Here is a 16,130-nt window from a genome sequence, read left to right as displayed (position 1 = left end):
GCTCCCCCCACTCCCGCCACCCCCGCCACCTCCCGAAGAAGGAATGATTACGGGAGGTGCGGCAGCAGGCTCGTCCGCGACCGGTTTAACCACTTTCTTGGCGGCCACCGGTTTGGGAGCGGGGTTGACGACCTTCCGCGGCGCAGGGGCTCTGCGAACGACCTTCGGCGGCGGCGTGGGCGTCGCCACCAGCGGGGTCGGTTGAAGGGGTGACCAGGATGTGCAGCCCATGACCCCCGCCAGGACGCCGGACAGAGTTATTCCGATGATTGCCTGCTTCCAATTCCTGCTCACCATCACCTCCTGGTTGGTCAGAACACGTCCCGACGCGGGTTGGCTTGTTCCCAGACCCGCCTGGCCGCGTTAACCAGTTGATTGTCCAACGAACCGGATGCGGGAACCTTCGACCTGAGCTCCTGGCGCAATTGCTTCAAAGCCGTCGTTTTCACCTTCGTGCCGAAATTCGCGAGGTTCTTCTGGGCTTCCGGCAGCTGGTCGCGAGTGTCCAGTGCGGCTGCGAATGCCAGAAAACGGACGGCGGTGGCCTGATCGGCCTTTTCGCCCTTTTCCATTTCGAGAACCGCGCGATCGAATGCACCGGACGGGTCGCCCCGCATGGTCGCCATCTCGAACAGTCTTTGCGCTTCTGCCAGGTTGCGCTCCACCCCCACGCCGTCGCGATACATGCGCGCGAGGTTACCCGGAGCGTAGGGCTGGCCAAGTTCGGTGGCTTTCTGAAACAGGGCCAGCGCCGTTTCCGGATTTTTTTCGACGCCCGCGCCGGACAGATAGTTCCGGCCAAGCAGGTTCATCGAATACATATCCTGGCGCTGGACGCCAGCCTCCAGGAAGGCAACGGCACGGGCCTGATCGGCGGGCACGCCGTTGCGGCCTTCGGTGAAGATCGCGCCGAGATCGTTCATGGCATAGGTGTGCCCCATTGATGCCGCCTTGAGCAGCAGGTCCAGTCCTTTGCCGGTGTCGCGCTCGACGCCGTAGCCATTGAACAAGGCACGGCCCCACGACGTCATCCCGTAGGGATCACCCTTGTCGGCTGCAGCCGCGTAGAAGGTGTTGGCCTGCTTGCGGTCGACAGCCAGGCCCGTTCCGGTCGCGTAGAGGTAGCCGAGTTCGAACACAGCGCGCACGTGCCCCCTGTCGGCGGCCTGCTGGATGGCTTTCCTGGCCTGGTCGACCTTGCCGGCTGCAAGCAGCGCGCGACCCAGTTCATAGCGGAAGCGGGCGACATCGGGATACGCCTTCACCGCAGTCTCGCAGAGCTTCACCGCGTCGGCGCCGATTTCATTTGGCAGCAGGCCGGGGACCACGCCTTGAAGGTCGAGAGGTTCGCCGGCAGCCAAGTCGCACGGATCGACGCTTGGCGACAGTTTCATTTTGGCGGGTTTGGATACGCCGCTGTCCGCCCGAATTTCGAAGGCAACCTCGACCGGTGCGCTGGCTCCGATCTGGGGTTCATAGCGCAGCCCCTCGACTTCACCGACCGTCAAGCTCGATTCGGGCGTCAGGGCTCGATCCGGCAGGGAGAGCGTTCCCGTTGCCGGATAGTTCGCAACTTTCAGGCTGACCGCCGAGTCATCTGTCGGGAGATCCAGGCTCAAGGCAACCGCGCCCACGCCGACCGGAACGTCGATCTCCCGGTTTTCTATCGCCTCGGCGGCACCGGTGACATGAATGCCGCGCTGCAGCACCTGCTGCTTCTGCTCGGCTTCGAGCGAGGCCATCACCTGTTCGCCCTGGGTTCCTTCGCCGCTCTTGACCCGGAACACCAGCATGCCCTTGGCTTCGCCGCCCCAATTGTCGCGTGCGGCGTAGGCCAGCATATCCATCTCTTCTGGCTCGCCAACTCCCTTGGGGACATCCATCTGCAGATGCGGCAGATCCTTGCCCTGGATCAGATCCCCCGCTTCGACAACCTTGCCATTCAGCATCAGGCGTCCCAAGGCGGGCGGTCTTTCGATGCTGACGGTGATTGATCCGCCGTCGACCTCCACCGGTTCCGGGAGGTTCAGGTCGACAGGCCCGACCCCCGACAACACGACTTTCTCCAACACGGGCGGTAGAGAGGGGCGGCTGCTGCGACGCATCAGAACGACTTCGTCGATCAGCGAAGAGTTCTCCCAGGGAACCTGCAAGCCCTTGGTAGCCTCAACCACATCCCGGCGGACGGCCGACATGACCGTGCGGATCTCCTGGTTCGGGGCGAGCGCGCGACGAGAAAACGCCAATGAAAAAGGACTGAGGTCGCCGGCGCCGTCATAGGCAACCGCGCCGGGTTCGGTGGCGAAAGCAATCAGCGTGTTCAGCGAGCTCCTTACTTGCGCAAGGCCGGTGCCGCTGGCGGTAAGAAGCTGGTCCCTGAGCCAATAGTCCTTGCGAGGGAATGGATTGTTGCGGCAGGCATCGAGGATGATCACCTGGATCTTCGATTTCGAACGCATCTGCTGCAGCACGTCGTTCAGCTTGATAGCCTGGACCTCGACGTCCGCCGCATCTTTCAATGAGGCATCGACAGGGATCAGGAAATTTTCGCCGCCGATCTGAAAACCGTGACCGGAATAGTAGACGACAGCCACATCCGCGCCGTCCACGGCGGCAAGATAGTTGCGGAACTGATCTTCAAACTGCAGCTTTGTAAGGTTTCTGGCGACGAAAACATCAAAACCAGCCGCTCGAAACGTGTTGGACACGTCCACCACGTCTTTGGCCGGGTTCTTGAGCGCCGAGATTTCTTGGTAATCGGAGTTGCCGATTACAAAGGCGACCCTTCGTTCGACTGCAGAAGCCTCGAAAATCGTGAAGCTTGCGAGCATCAAAGCTGCAACGAATCCGCAACGTCGGAGCATGGCAAATCCCTTAACCCTGTTACCTAGCGACCACAAGAACACAGCTGCGGTATCAAGGTCCGTTAGAGAGCATGCTATCTGCCGAGACAGAAAAGAGAGAAAAGCCGTCGCGACAGCGGTATATTCCTCACTTGATCAAACCATAAATTACATCAGAGGCCGAGTGTCCGCAATGATGTCGAACGGTTTCTCAACCTGGCTATTTGGACCCGTGGTCGATATGGTCCCCTCGGGCCACGCGCGGCCGGCATACCCTTGACTTGCGCACACGCATCACGCGTCAGGCGCCTGAGGTTTTCCCCTACTAATGTCGGTCTACCCCTGATTTTCTCTACCCACCATTTCCGCGACTCAATTAGCGTCTGCTTATGGAGCATCGGCACGCCATTCGACGGATCAAGGAAGGGCTTTGGGAGGTCTATGACATAGACGACGACAAGGTTGTCTTCGCAGACGGGGTGGCTCTGACAAATTTGCTGGATGACGAGGCGCTCGATGCCCTGGAGTTGCTAAAGGGTGGATTCCTCGTTCCGAGCAGCGCTCCCAAGGCCGGTTGACGGTTCCTTGAGGGATACGCTGAGGCCACACTGTCCGCGAGATGGAGCACTGAAGGCGGACAGCTGACACGCAAAAGCGCCGCCGCTTGGCGGGCTCCTGGATGCGTTCGCTCGTCGAGATCTGCCACCCTATTTCGGCGACACTTCGCGATGCTCAGCGCGCCGCAATGTGTCGACACGAAAATTCTCCTTGTTTGGTTGATGCCGGAACAGTGCTCCGTCCGTAAGTTCGTGCTATATATTAGCAGGTGCTGTTATGAGGTTTTTGCCCGTTCAGGAACCGACCAACACATGGGCCGTGTTCGATACCACCGTGGATGTGCCTGCGGACTTCGCTGGCACTTGCCTTATCGGCTTGACGCGGGAGCGGGCGGAGTGGCTCGCAGCGAGAGCCAATCAAGATGCATCGGTGAGGAGCTATTGGATCGGCCGGTTATCATCCCTGGAGCCTGAGCACGGCGTGGTTCCCATACGCAAATGTCAGAAATGGCTTATACCCGCAGGAGTATTTCAGTGACGGGCGACGAGGCCGCTGCTGGCAGCCAGGGATCAGCAGCCAACGTAAGTCCGACATCACCAGCAAAGCCGATGCAGCGATTGGTTCCCGGCGTTCCGGAAGTTGCGGCTGTGGGCGCGAGAGGCGGCCGTCAAGCTTTGGGTCTGTTCGCATGATGGCCAGCCCTGCGGCAAACCAAGCGAGCGGAAGCATCCCTTCGCTCGGACCGGGCCGTCTATGACCGGCCGTTATCCTTAGCCGCCTGCTCTCGCTGCTTTTTGAGGACTTCGTCAGTCCCGACCAGCTTTTTCGACCCGCCGGAGATTGCTGTGGATACTACGGCAGGCGGGTCGCTCGCGGGGAAAGAATCCTCAAGCCCGGCCTGCAACTGGTCTTCCAAGGTTTTTGGCTCTTCCGACCGACCAGGTGTCCTTCGGCTTTCTGTTTCCTCCAGCGGCTGTTTCATCTTCGGTGAAGACTTGACCTCTCGAACGCAGGCGTAAAGCTGTTCGATGGCAAATTCTTTCAGTGTTTCGAAGTTGGCTCTATCATCATCATGCATTGCCTCGATCTGATCGATCATGGTTTTCTCGAACCGGTCAAGGCTGTCGGCTCCGCAAGCCTGGCAAAGGCGCAATAGTGCTTCATTGAGCATTTTCGGGCCAAAGTAAGCCGACGCCTCGAGCTTGAGCCGTTGCAAATCCTCTGAAGTTGCTGCCTGAAGTTTTGACATGTGCAGCCCTTTCGCCTGATGAGCATATCAACGGCAATTATCGGCAGATGTTCCATTCATCCGGCACTGATACGCCTTCCGCACGGTTCAGCGAGTTGCCGCCGCCTACCCGATAGATCCGAGATCCACATCACCGGAACGCAGACTGGTCTACGCGATTTCTGGCCTGTAGATGCGGCAAACGGCGGTAACGACGTGGTTTGAGCGCTTGGTCGAGAATGCCGCAAGCGCCAAATGGCGGTGTCTGTGGGCTATCGGTCATTTGCAGCGACGGGTGTCTATCCCCGTGCTCGGCCGTCTTCGAGTTCGAGCGTCGAATCGAAGTAGGTCATCCAGCGCGTATCGTGGGTCACAACGCAGATCGCGACATTGCGACTGTCCGCCAGATGCCTGAAGACCTTCATCACCATCTCCGCCCGCGTGCCATCCAGCGCAGCGGTGGGTTCGTCGGCCAGAATGACGGTGGGATCGTTGGCCAGGGCCCTCGCGATCGAAACGCGCTGCTGCTCGCCGCCGGAAAGCTGGGACGGATAGTTGGAGCCGCGATGTCCCATGCCCAACGCATCGAGCAGCCTCGCGGCTCGCAACTGCGCCTGCTGTCGGCCGACATCGTTGACCTGCAAGGCGATGGCGACGTTCTCGGCGACCGTGAGGAAAGGGATCAAATTCGCCCTTCTGGAATACAAAGCCAAGATGGGTCCGCCTGAAGGTCCGCAGCTCGTTGAGCTTAGCACCGGGACGCGAAATTACCTTGCCGTCGAACAGAACCTCTCCCGTAGTCGGAGCCTCCAGCAGACCGGCGATCATCAGCAGTGTCGTCTTGCCCGAGCCGCTGGGGCCGACGATGCCGCTGACGGCGCCGCTCTCATAGACTTTGCTGGCGCTGCGGACCTCCAGCGTGGCGAGGCGGCGCTGCGACGGCTAAGCGCCGCCAGGTCCAATTGTGAAATTGGAGCATCGAGGGCGATCCGCCATATATGGACATTGAAGCCGAGAACTGGCGTCGCCCGCCCGCCATCGTCTTGCAAGACAACACCGCTCTGCTTCATCTTACGCTTTCCTCGCCGACCGAAGAGCGCGGCATGGCGTCGGCTCGATCGACGCCAATGGTAGCTGGTGATGAGCCATTAAGGAACGCTAGCAGATTTTGCCCCAGCTCAGGATAGAGGTAAGCGCGCTCTTGGCGATGGCCATCCGGGTTGTAGAAAGCACCGGTCAAGTGCCGTGCCAGCAAGTGAGAAAGGAACCTTTTCTGAAACACGCCGTTTGCCAGCAGGTCGTTGCATTAGCGACCAGTAAACAACGGAAGGATCTTGTCATGAACTACAAGATGATCTGTTTGGGCGCGATGGCGCTTTCTATGGTAAGCGGCGTTTCTCTCGCGGCAGGCGAAAAAGGCACGTCTGCCTTGGATGACCCCGCAAAGATGGAGCCGTTCTACACAGACGCTAGCATGACGACCCTGCGGTCCGACGACGAGTTCACGGCAGCTTGGAAAGCGCTGACGGACGAGGACCGCATGGCAATGACAAAAGTCTGCGATGAGGAGGCGGCAAACGCCAACGCCGCCAACACCCACCCTGAATTCTGCAGCAGTGTCAAAAAGCTCGGCGGCGGGAGTAACTGAACCATGGAAGGCGGGCAACGGCCCGCCTTTTGATTAGCGACTGTGAGGCAGGAGCGAATGGATAGCCGCGTGGGGTGGGCTATCTTAACGGGTCGCTCCGCCACTCACGGCCATGCGAATGCCCAGGCCAATGATGAGACAGCCGGCGATGCGCTGCTGCCAGAGCCGTATCTTTGGTTGCTTCAGGATCCACTCGCCAACCGCACCGGACGCGAGCGCGTATGCGCCTAGCACCGATACGCCGGTGATTTTTTGCGTGCCGCCCAGCAACAGCAATTGCAGGGTCACCGATCCTCGAGCCGGTCAACGAATTTCGGAAGGAACGTCGGGGCCGGGCGGAGCCTGCATCAAGATGACTGTCCCTAGGGAAGCTATCCACAACACGGGATCCATCATCCTGCTCTTTCACCTAATATCTGCGCAGTGCCCTTGAACCCATTGGTGTCCTTGAATTGTCAGCTAACTTAGCTTGGCAGTTGCAGGCGAATTCCCTGCAACTGCCGGTCAGTCAGGCCGGTTCAAGAATCTCGGATGGCAAGCCCGATACCCTGCATCTTCGGAGCGGAGCCGCTGGCGATCCCTTGCCGGGGCTCCGCAAGCCGGTGGCCTAAGAAATTACGCGGCCGCTTGAAGAGCACGTTGGTTGACACCACCCTCGCCAAGACCCGTCAGCGCTTCATCCGTCGCGACCTCTTCCTTGAGCGTCGCTTTGAGAAGGGCGGCAACATCGGCCTTTCCCATCTGTTCTGCCCAGGCGATAAGAGTGCCATACCGGGCGATCTCGTAATGCTCGACGGCTTGCGCCGCTGCGACCAGTCCGGCATCGAGCGCAGGAGCGCCCTCATAATCTTCGAGGATCTCAGAGCCTTCTTCGATGATGCCGTCGATTGCCGGACAGGTCTTGCCGCGTGCTGCCTTGCCGAATTTCTCGAACACCTCCTCGAGACGATCGACGTGGGCTTCCGTTTCCACACGGTGTTTTTCAAATGCAGCAGTCACTTTTTCCGACTCCGCACCTTTCGCCATTTTCGGCAGCGCCCTCAGTATCTTCTTTTCGGCGTAGTAAAGGTCTTTGAGTCCGTCGAGGAACAGGTCCTCAAGACCCTTGGTTGTCGCTTTCGCGGATTTCTTCGCAGTTGCCATGGTCGTCTCCCGCTGGGGTTGGAGCTAGCCTCCCTAACTATGAAGGCGTCCGATAACCCCGCCGGTCGGCAACAAGTTCCCTGACGATTCGAGCCGCTGGAAATTTTCCGACGCTTCGGGGTCGAATGGTCAGGTGCTGCAAAGGGTTACGCTGGTGAGCGGATGCGCAAGCGATGGTCGATATCTCACGGGGTGGCCCGCTCCCGCGCCCCGGTCGGCCCGGGCGCAATCGGCTCAATCGATCCGCCTGATACGGCCCTTGTCGAGACGGAATACTCCATCCTGTCCGCCCTGCCTCTCAAAATCGGTAAGCAGATCGTCCCATGTACCCAGGAACTCGCCGCAGTCGTCGCAAAAGATCCGGTCGTCAGGGCCGGCGTCGGCCGGAATCCTCAGGGCACTCCAACTGGTGGTTGAGATATTGTTTGATCATGGACGATGGCGAGAAATGCACTGGAAATGTGGCCCCTGCAACCGCGCTCGCGCTGGTCTGACGAGCTCGGTCAGAAATGTAGGGCGACAGGGCATCACGGCGATCGTTGCGATCCGGGAATAACGAGCGCGCCTTCGTCAGGGGCCGAATATTCAAAGCCGATGAAAAACGCGGCAAGAATTAGCGCGCAGATAATTGCAATTGCTGCCAGTGCGGTTCTGGACAACAGCTTACGCGGTTCGCGGTTTTGCAACACTGAATCGGTCCGCTCTCTGTTCGAAGACGGAGGGGCAAGACAGCTCAAACTCACTATACGCCGTTTTTGGTTGGAGGCCAGCCAGACTGGGCCGTCGGGGGAATGTTGTCGGATGTCAACTCACCCCGCTTGAGTTTTCTAATGGCTTCGTCGGCTTCGATTTCATCCAGGCCGCAAAGTGGCAAACCGTCGACTATGACGGCTTCCTCGCTCTCGCGGTCATAGACTTCCCACAAGCCCTCCGAATCCTGTCGCTTGCTGTAGATGGTTGGCATGGCCACTCCCTAAATGGTCTGAAGATGATCAGATGGATGCTGCTATTGGACACCGGCTACTCACTCCAACGCCTGGGTCTTTTCGCCCGCCGGGAACACCCGCGCCTCGATCTGCGGGAAGAAAAGCGCGCCCGTCATCTCCGTAGCTGCCTTGATCCACTGTTTTTCGGTCACCACCGCGGCACGCTGGAAGCGGTGGAATTCGCCAAGTTTGCTCAAGCCGTACTGCAGATCGCGGCGCAAGGCGTCGCCCGTCATGTCCTCCAAATCCGTAAGGTCGGCTAGGATGCCGATCTCATCATGTTCGCCCAGTTTCTCTTCGATGGCCGGGATGACTTTATCGTAGTCCTCCGCGGTCACGGTACCGGCAACGCGAAATGCGGCGACATTCTCAGGGAGCAGAAATAACCTCGATCACTTTTTCCTCCTTCGGATCGGCTTTCAGGGTTATGCCGAACAACTCAAGCCGCCCACGGATGTTCCCCGGTCCTAAGCGTTTTGCGATCTAAATTTGACGCTCATGAGCCGGCGCAGATGGCACAGGGTTCTACAGCGACTATCGACAGTGTGGGGCAAATCCGACAGTGCAGACGACACCAACCCAAGATGTTAATCGGCCGCTTTCTTTGGCGGCTCCCGGGTCACATGCGTGACGACGGTATAGCGCGTAATCGGACCCTCGTCGGGGTCTTCTCCTTGAAAGTGAACGTCCGCATTCACTGGTAGCCGGCTGCTATTGCCGAACCGCTTAACTGCGGACGCCCGGACGAGTTGGATGTCCGGGTCCTGCTTCATGATGGTTATTGCTGCAAGCTCGGCAGTACTGCTGCCGCCAATGCGCCAGCTGGCTTCGAGCACACCGGATCGCCAGATGCCCGACGAATCGACGCCCTGGCCGATATCGTAGTTGCGCCGCGAGGCGAAAAATCCAGGATACTCAGCCATCGCCGCGTCATAGGCCCTCGCCTGCACCGTTGCCAAAGTCAGTGCGCGAGGAAGCTGAAGGTCTTCGAGAGCTTCCCACCCGCCGCGCACGACGATGAGATCGGATCCGCCATAAACGGATTGTCCCGCATTATCGATCGTCGTCCTTTGAGTGCCGTAGTAGGCGACCATGATTTCATCGATTTCCGTTCTGCCAACGCTCAGCGTGACAATATCACGAAGGTCCGCTTCGAGCACAAGACCGCACTCATCCAGGTCGGAGGAGCGGTATCGCTCGAGCAGTCTCTCGACGTCAGCGACCGTCCGAACGATGTGCTGGTCTTGGCCTCGCGAGGAAAGCGGTGGCTTAAGTCTGGCAACCCCGAGCCTCAGCAGACGTTCCGCTGCTCGCAGCGCATCGTGCCGCGAAAACACGGTGTAGCCAGGCAATACTGCCGCGCTGACAGTTCTCCCGAAGCCGGTAGACCATTCTTTCGGTCGCTCGGCCAAGCCGTCGACCAGTTCATGGGTTATGGCCTTGGTCATTGCGAAGCGCCAAGGCACCACGCCGCCGAAGAGGTCTTGCGGCCCGTTGATACCCAGCCGTGCCGCATCGGCGGCAAGCAAGCTGTCGTCCGGCACGAAATACAAGCCCCCGCCGTTGCCGCTGCTGTGGCCTAGACCCTGCTGGAAGGCAAATCCCTTGAGGCTCGCAATCGTGCGGGCAACGGCAGCCATGGCTTCCCGTTCGTGAGCGTAGAGGGGCTCGCAGCCCGGCGCGGAGAATGCGATCACGGTCCCTTTTGCCTCGCTCGGCTGACTGCCTCTGTGCTCGGTCATGTTGCTCGTTCTTGGGTTGCTACCTCAATCGCCGCGGGTTGCCGATGTTTCGGCCCGCGACTCGCTCCGACCCAAGAGAACGCGCAAGATGGCAGAAACGTTCAGCCTGGCTTGGCCGGCTCGCCGTCTTCTGCGTCCCCTCGAACGATATACCTCGGGAACCGCTACCCCGAGCGCGCAATTAGAGGGGGTAGACGTCAGGTCCAGGTCGTGTCTGAGGTGAGCGCCTAGTGGCGAAATTCGAAAACAGTATCGGGTGGATTCGGTGACGTTGCTGGTTCAGCCGCGTCTGGTCAACGACCCCTTCTCGGATGCGGGGCTTCTTCTGGATTTCCGATTCGGCAACCGGGCGATGCTCTTCGACATTGGCGATCTGTCGCCACTTTCGCCGCGCGAAATCCTGCGCGTCAGCCACGTATTCGTATCACATATGCACATGGACCATTTCGCCGGCTTCGATCGGCTGCTGCGGTTATTTCTATACAGGAATAAAACAGTGCATTTCTTCGGCCCGCCTGGGCTGACCGAGGCCGTGCAAGCCAAGCTCAACGCATACACATGGAATCTCCTCGACGAACAGTCCCACGACTTCATGATAGCCGCCTGCGACTGGACGCCGGCCGGATTTCGTCATTCCCGCCTCTTTCGGGCGCGATCGGGCTTCACTCGGCAGGACACGGCATCAAACCCAGCCGAGGGAAATACCCTGCTCGACGATCCCGATTTCCGTATCGAAGCAGCAATGCTCGACCACGGCGTTCCATGCCTTGCATTCGGGTTTCAGGAAAAGATCCGGGTCAACGTGCAAAAACCGCAGCTGGAAGCATTGGGTTTGCCTGTCGGACCGTGGTTGAGCGAAGCCAAGCGTGCGGTCCGGCGCGGAGCTGATCCGGGAACGACGCTCGCCCCAACCGCGGATCGGCATATCTCGATCGGCGAGCTGCTCGGTGCCGGAGCCCTGAGAACCGGCCCCGGACAGAAGATCGTCTATGCGACCGATCTCGCATTCAACGAGGCAAATCTTGCGCGTGTCGTTACGCTTGCGTACGGCGCGAACCAGCTGTTTATCGAAGCGGGCTTCCTGGAAGAAGATCGCGAGCTGGCCGCCGCGAAGCGCCATCTCACCGCAGCCGAAGCCGGCACGATCGCCAGGCTCGCCGGTGTTGAACACGCCGTGCCGATGCACTTTTCGCCCCGCTATCTCGGACATGAGGATGAACTGCATGCAGAGTTCGCGGCAAATCTAGGCGTCGGAAGCCCTTCTCAACCGGGACGATGAACACCAGCGTCTAAGCAAGAGCCGGGATGGCCGCGCTTTCGATCACGCACGTTGAAGATCCCGGCGGATCGTTCGTCGACGTCGGCTAGCAAGGATGGCGGAAAGGGTGACCGGGCGAAAATCCCAGCTGTCGACGCCCGTGTCGTACTGGCGCTTAACCGGGCTTAGTCTGCCGTGGGAATGGCCATGCAGATCGATCGATTTCTTGCCGATCTGATTCCAGGTGCGAAAAGGATAGTGGCAAAGGATCAGCAACCTGCCGTCTATCGTCAGCTCCTTATAATGTTGAGTGCTGGCCCAACCAGCGGCGCCGACGGTTGCTGCGCCGTCGTTGTTGCCGATAATCAAATGCTTCTGGCCATGAAGCGACGACAGGAGCGATGAAACGAATTCGGCCGACCCCTTCGCAAAGTCGCCGAGATGCCAGACCTCGTCGTCCGGACTGACGGTTTCGTTCCAGAGTGAAATCAGTGTTCGATCGTGTTCTGCCAGCGAGCCGAACGGGCGACGATCGATACGCAGAATGCGGGGATCGCTGAAGTGTGTGTCGGCCGTGAAATAGATCATGGTCGTTCACAGCCTTGCGGACGATATCGACCAACGAGCCCGAATTTCGGCATGCCGTCATCGAGCCTGTCGAGCCGGATGAGATAGCGCGCCGTCGCGCTCTGGCCACCTCTGCTTGTGTTGGGAGAGCCCGGCGGCTTTGATCAAGGGCAGTGGCAAGTCCGACGGCAATTAACATTTGGGGTGGCGACAAAGATCAGACGCGGCTAACACATTGCCGCTTTGTGCGAACGAAACGTTTCAGAAAGCTGATTGTTGTTCAACCTGGCCGGATCGATCGCGACAGGGTTGTTGTCTCGGTCTCCGACGCGGCTGAGGTGCTGCTGAGGGACTGGCCGACGCCAGCCTCCAAGACGCGGCTCGCTGCAATCGAAGCCTGCCTTGCGGTTATCCGCGGCGAAAAGCCGCCAAGGGTCGCGCGCCAAGCATTCATCGTCGCGGCCAAGGATGCGAGAATCCTGCTTGGCGAACAAATCTAGACCGGCGCCGTCAGGCAGAGCCCCGTCCAGGCAACTCGATCTCTTCCTTGACCTGCTCCTGCAGATCGTCACGCGCGCGCTTCGCCTCGCCAGATGCCGAAGTCGAGTTGCTCAGACAATCGCTCGATCCCAACCGCCATAATGCTGGTCGCTGCGCGTGCCGCGCGGCAGGCTGAGCACGATCAGCGCCAGACCGATCGCAATGTCCGCCACGATCGCCGCGGTTCCACCGCCGGCAAGCACGAAGGGGGACACCGCGATCCATGCGCCAAGCACGACATTGAAGAAGCGCACCGGCCGGACAACCTCGGCCATGGCCGTGACTGCGACCATGATAATGAGACAGCCGAGGACATGATCGCTGAAGTAGAGCGGTGGCTGCGTGCCGAAGATCAATGGCGTGGTCATCAGCAAGGCGCCAAGCAGCGTGCTCGCTACCAGCGTCCACGGGAAGTTGACGCCGCCGGTGAGAAATTCCTTCAGCAACTCGGAAGCCGGACGGTCGAGGTCGGTCCCAGGTGTCTGGTTCTCCGACAGTGCCGGTCCGCCCATCCAGAAGGTACGCCAGAACGGCTCGCCCGCCCTCGTGGCGCCCCAGAGATACTGGATCGTCGCCAGCACCTCATCGACGGAGTAAGGGATCAGCACCACCGTGATGGCGGCCTGGAGGATGCAGAGCGTGCACAGCGCACCAATAAGCGGTGGCTGGATGATGATGAAGGAGACGCTGACCACGCCAAGCGGAATGATCAGCAAGCCGAAGAGGAGCACCATCCACGGCATGGTGCGCCAGCGCCGGCGGTCGCCGATCGCGCCGGCGAGGATATCGAGGCAATAGGCAAGCGCGCCGAGCCCGGCATCGGCGATCGGGAAACCCTTCGAGACCCATGACGTCACCACCGCCTCGCTGCCGTTGCGCACCGGCGCACCGCCGGGGCCGAAGAACGGATCCCACAGCCCATCCGCGTGGCCCATCTGGAAGGCGGCGAGATAGCGCGAGACGAACAGGCCGACGAAGGCCAGCGCCACGATCGGAATCCGCTGCGTGAAGGTCGATGGCGAATAGGTCCAGCCCAGCGGAATGTCGTCGTCGGCCGCCAGCGCGCGGCGGCTGATGCCAGGGGTTGGCGGGATCATCACCGCAAAGGCGACGATCAGCATGCCGACGAGCGTGTCGATGGCATAGGCGGCGGCGCTGGTCGTCCAAAACAGCAACGGCGCTAGCATCACCCATAGACCGAGCGACGCCGTGATCCACTGCACCCAGCGCCAGCGTCGGGACATGCCCATCAACGCAAAGACCGTCACCAGCAGGCCGGAAACGATCTCGCTGACACCGAGACCGGCGTTGCGCAATTGTGGCTCCGCAATAGCGTGCCCCAGAGCGGGGGGTATTGCGGCTGCGACGGGATCGAACAGGCCAACTGTCATCGGCGATGTGACCAGCCACAGTCCGAGCGCAGCGTTGGTCATCGGCGCCCAGAGCGTCCTGGACCGATGCCGTTTTATCGCCGCTTCGACGTCTTCCTTGCTTCGCTCGAGCGGTCCCTTGAGGCGCCTTTCGGCCTGTTCGATCTCGGGGTCCGAAGCCGCGACAACCGGCGGATCGAGCTTGTTGGCCGCATACCAGTCTGTGGGGTCCTGTTTCAGCCGGCGGATCATCTCCGGCAATGTGTCCAACAGATTGTGTCTAGGCGCCCAGCCCAGCAGAGTTTTGGCCCGCGAGATGTCGATCTCGTAATGATCGTCCGAGTTCTCGATCATCCACGGTTTGATGTCGGTGTCCTGATCGAGTACCTCCGTCTGCACCCACGCGCCCAGCTTCGTCAGCTGCTTCGGCAGCGCCAGCGTCCGCCAGTCCTCGCCATGGATAAGCCGGCCGATGCGCTTCTGCATCTCCTCGTATGACGGTGTGTCTTCTTCGCCGATCAGAAGCACGGTCTCGGCCGGAAGTTCGGCGCGCCGGTCGACGGTACGCACCACCGCATCGACGAGATCGTCCTTGTGCAGATAGGGCTGACCGGCGGTGATATCGCCGGCGAACAAATAGGCCGTCGGCAAGCGCTCGAAGATGCGAGCGATCTGCTGGGCAATAAAGGCCGCCCGGCAGTCTTCGTCATAGACGCCGGCGAGCCGCAGGATCACCGTCTTGATTTCGCCGCGCTCCCTCGAAATCAGCGCCTCTGTTTCGGCTTTCGATTTTGGGTAGGCCCAGGCCGGGTCGAGCGGCGAGTCCTCATTGATTTTCGTGCCCCTCCCCGGGCTTGGGGCATGGACGAGAAGCGTGCTGGAGAACACGAACTGCTCGGTCTTGATCGCCGTCAGCGCATTCAGGAGCCGGCGCGTGCCCTGCACGGTGACGGCGTCATATTTCGGATTGTCCTTGCCGGTCGTGTCGTAATAGGCCGCGAGGTGGATGACCGAGGCGATGCGACCGCCGCGCTCCCGCGCCGCCTCCACAGCCCTGCTCACGCTCTCATCGGAGGTGAGATCGATCTCGATCGTCTCCATGCCGGCGGGGGGATGCTTCGGTTTTGCAACGTCGAGGCCGATGACCCGGTAGCGGTCAATCAAGCCTCGCGCAATCGCCTGCCCCAGGAAGCCGCTGCTGCCGGTGATAAGAACCGTCGGAAGGGGCGCGCCGTGATTTGCCATAAGTCAGGCCCGTTCGCGTTGGAAGGGAGGCCCGATGGCGTCGTGCGCTTCGACCTTCCTCGGCTCGCTCAGCACCTTCGAACTGGATTCGATTTCCTTGTCTGCATCGAGTTCTAGCCTGCCCAGGATCATTGCCTCGGCCCTTCCGGAGGCGCGAGATGCTCGAGGAACCATCGCGTGGCGTGTCTGACCACTTCGTCCATTGTGCCCGGCTCCTCGAAGAGGTGGCCGGCACCGTCGATAATGATCAACTGTTTCTCGCCTTTCAGCGCGGCAAGGGCGCGCTCGTTCATCCCGATCACCGGCCCGTCCAGGCTGCCGACCAGAAGCAGTGTCGGGGCACGCACGGCCGGCAACGCGTCCATCGCCAGATCGGGCCGGCCGCCGCGCGAGACGACAGCCGCGATACCTGCATCCGGGCGTGAGGCGGCCACCAGCGCGGCTGCCGCGCCAGTGCTTGCCCCGAAATAAAGTGGGACAAGCCTTCTGGTCCGTGCTTCCGCAGCCGCCCAATGCGTCGCCAGCGCGAGCCGCGATGCAAGCAGGTCAATGTCGAAGACATTTCGCCTGTCGCGTTCCTCGATCGACGTCAAAAGGTCGACGAGAAGGGTCGCCAGTCCGGCCTGCCGAAGTGCGGCGGCCACGTGGTTGTTGCGCGGACTGAGCCGTCCACTTCCGCTGCCATGAGCGAAGATGACGATGCCTTGCGCACCGTGCGGCACGCCCAGCAGCCCAATGAGCCCGTCGGGCTCGATCCTGACCTCCTCGACCTCTGTCATTGCGGATGCCGGCATCTTTACACTCCAAAGGGAGGATCGCCTCACAGGCAGAGGAACTGCGCCTCGCGCCCACTCAATGCGTTAAACACTGGCATGCCGGAAATGTTTCCGAGTCAGGCCAGAAAAATGTGGCTATCCCATCGGGAGCGACGGATCTGTTCCGCCCGCCTATTCAGAATTGTGGGCTCCCTTGGCGCAACGCTCTCCGCGGCCGAGGCTCAAG

General features: G+C 60.5%; 14 protein-coding genes and 1 pseudogene. 3 read left to right on the top strand and 12 right to left on the bottom strand.

Annotated elements, in window-relative coordinates:
* Window positions 1–311: 311 nt before the first annotated feature.
* The 4 genes and pseudogenes from CIT26_RS06545 to CIT26_RS38215 form a co-directional block, all read right to left on the bottom strand.
* The gene (locus CIT26_RS06545) at window positions 312–2,831 is read right to left on the bottom strand and encodes a caspase family protein (protein WP_245319202.1); all 2,520 of its coding nucleotides are present in this window, start codon (window positions 2,829–2,831) and stop codon (window positions 312–314) included.
* A 1,321-nt stretch (window positions 2,832–4,152) separates the two neighbouring features.
* Complete coding sequence (locus CIT26_RS06530; protein ID WP_095491803.1) at window positions 4,153–4,650, bottom strand: hypothetical protein; 498 nt, start codon at window positions 4,648–4,650, stop codon at window positions 4,153–4,155.
* Window positions 4,651–4,928: 278 nt separating this feature from the next.
* Complete coding sequence (locus tag CIT26_RS06525; protein ID WP_280951097.1) at window positions 4,929–5,315, bottom strand: ABC transporter ATP-binding protein; 387 nt, start codon at window positions 5,313–5,315, stop codon at window positions 4,929–4,931.
* A gap of 79 nt (window positions 5,316–5,394) precedes the next feature.
* Window positions 5,395–5,457 (bottom strand): annotated as a pseudogene (locus CIT26_RS38215) (hypothetical protein); the annotation flags it as partial.
* A gap of 511 nt (window positions 5,458–5,968) precedes the next feature.
* Between CIT26_RS38215 and CIT26_RS06520 the strand changes: the two are divergent.
* Complete coding sequence (locus CIT26_RS06520; RefSeq protein WP_095491902.1) at window positions 5,969–6,277, top strand: hypothetical protein; 309 nt, start codon at window positions 5,969–5,971, stop codon at window positions 6,275–6,277.
* An 84-nt stretch (window positions 6,278–6,361) separates the two neighbouring features.
* On the opposite strand, the gene CIT26_RS06515 is transcribed toward CIT26_RS06520, so the two are convergent.
* From CIT26_RS06515 to CIT26_RS06490, 5 genes are all read right to left on the bottom strand, one after another.
* Window positions 6,362–6,565, bottom strand: a complete 204-nt coding sequence (locus tag CIT26_RS06515; RefSeq protein WP_245319201.1) for a hypothetical protein — start codon at window positions 6,563–6,565, stop codon at window positions 6,362–6,364.
* A gap of 327 nt (window positions 6,566–6,892) precedes the next feature.
* Window positions 6,893–7,420: a YciE/YciF ferroxidase family protein gene (locus CIT26_RS06510; RefSeq protein ID WP_095491802.1), complete on the bottom strand. Its 528-nt coding sequence runs from the start codon at window positions 7,418–7,420 to the stop codon at window positions 6,893–6,895.
* 742 nt (window positions 7,421–8,162) lie between these two features.
* Window positions 8,163–8,384, bottom strand: coding sequence for a hypothetical protein (locus CIT26_RS06500; protein WP_095491801.1), 222 nt, complete (start codon window positions 8,382–8,384; stop codon window positions 8,163–8,165).
* Window positions 8,385–8,444: 60 nt separating this feature from the next.
* The gene (locus tag CIT26_RS06495) at window positions 8,445–8,786 is read right to left on the bottom strand and encodes a SpoIIAA family protein (RefSeq protein WP_095491800.1); all 342 of its coding nucleotides are present in this window, start codon (window positions 8,784–8,786) and stop codon (window positions 8,445–8,447) included.
* Between the two features lie 207 nt (window positions 8,787–8,993).
* Window positions 8,994–10,148: a DUF3182 family protein gene (locus CIT26_RS06490; RefSeq protein WP_095491799.1), complete on the bottom strand. Its 1,155-nt coding sequence runs from the start codon at window positions 10,146–10,148 to the stop codon at window positions 8,994–8,996.
* Window positions 10,149–10,413: 265 nt separating this feature from the next.
* On the opposite strand from CIT26_RS06490, the gene CIT26_RS06485 reads away from it, so the two are divergent.
* A complete protein-coding gene (locus CIT26_RS06485; protein WP_206072731.1) occupies window positions 10,414–11,427 on the top strand; it encodes a ribonuclease Z in 1,014 nt (337 codons plus the stop codon).
* Window positions 11,428–11,469: 42 nt separating this feature from the next.
* Here CIT26_RS06485 and CIT26_RS06480 read toward each other — a convergent pair whose 3' ends face one another.
* Window positions 11,470–11,994: a metallophosphoesterase family protein gene (locus CIT26_RS06480; RefSeq protein WP_095491797.1), complete on the bottom strand. Its 525-nt coding sequence runs from the start codon at window positions 11,992–11,994 to the stop codon at window positions 11,470–11,472.
* A gap of 152 nt (window positions 11,995–12,146) precedes the next feature.
* On the opposite strand from CIT26_RS06480, the gene CIT26_RS38210 reads away from it, so the two are divergent.
* Window positions 12,147–12,473: a DUF982 domain-containing protein gene (locus CIT26_RS38210; protein ID WP_342586990.1), complete on the top strand. Its 327-nt coding sequence runs from the start codon at window positions 12,147–12,149 to the stop codon at window positions 12,471–12,473.
* 111 nt (window positions 12,474–12,584) lie between these two features.
* Here CIT26_RS38210 and CIT26_RS06470 read toward each other — a convergent pair whose 3' ends face one another.
* Both CIT26_RS06470 and CIT26_RS06465 read right to left on the bottom strand, forming a co-directional pair.
* The gene (locus tag CIT26_RS06470; protein WP_095491795.1) at window positions 12,585–15,128 is read right to left on the bottom strand and encodes an NAD-dependent epimerase/dehydratase family protein; all 2,544 of its coding nucleotides are present in this window, start codon (window positions 15,126–15,128) and stop codon (window positions 12,585–12,587) included.
* A gap of 128 nt (window positions 15,129–15,256) precedes the next feature.
* Entirely contained in the window at window positions 15,257–15,922 is a 666-nt protein-coding gene (locus CIT26_RS06465) for a dienelactone hydrolase family protein (protein WP_095491794.1), read from the bottom strand.
* Window positions 15,923–16,130: the final 208 nt, after the last annotated feature.

Origin of the sequence: Mesorhizobium temperatum (genome assembly GCF_002284575.1) — a bacterium.
GTDB classification, from domain to species: domain Bacteria; phylum Pseudomonadota; class Alphaproteobacteria; order Rhizobiales; family Rhizobiaceae; genus Mesorhizobium; species Mesorhizobium temperatum.
This window is presented reverse-complemented; position numbering and strand designations above follow the sequence as displayed.

Excerpts from the sequence above, each read along its gene's own strand:
- CIT26_RS06480 (WP_095491797.1), bottom strand. The coding sequence starts at position 11,994 with ATGATCTATTTCACGGCCGACACACACTTCAGCGATCCCCGCATTCTG.
- CIT26_RS06500 (WP_095491801.1), bottom strand. The coding sequence starts at position 8,384 with ATGCCAACCATCTACAGCAAGCGACAGGATTCGGAGGGCTTGTGGGAA.
- CIT26_RS06520 (WP_095491902.1), top strand. The coding sequence starts at position 5,969 with ATGAACTACAAGATGATCTGTTTGGGCGCGATGGCGCTTTCTATGGTA.
- CIT26_RS06490 (WP_095491799.1), bottom strand. The coding sequence starts at position 10,148 with ATGACCGAGCACAGAGGCAGTCAGCCGAGCGAGGCAAAAGGGACCGTG.
- CIT26_RS06545 (WP_245319202.1), bottom strand. The coding sequence starts at position 2,831 with ATGCTCGCAAGCTTCACGATTTTCGAGGCTTCTGCAGTCGAACGAAGG.
- CIT26_RS06470 (WP_095491795.1), bottom strand. The coding sequence starts at position 15,128 with ATGGCAAATCACGGCGCGCCCCTTCCGACGGTTCTTATCACCGGCAGC.
- CIT26_RS06530 (WP_095491803.1), bottom strand. The coding sequence starts at position 4,650 with ATGTCAAAACTTCAGGCAGCAACTTCAGAGGATTTGCAACGGCTCAAG.
- CIT26_RS06510 (WP_095491802.1), bottom strand. The coding sequence starts at position 7,420 with ATGGCAACTGCGAAGAAATCCGCGAAAGCGACAACCAAGGGTCTTGAG.
- CIT26_RS06465 (WP_095491794.1), bottom strand. The coding sequence starts at position 15,922 with ATGCCGGCATCCGCAATGACAGAGGTCGAGGAGGTCAGGATCGAGCCC.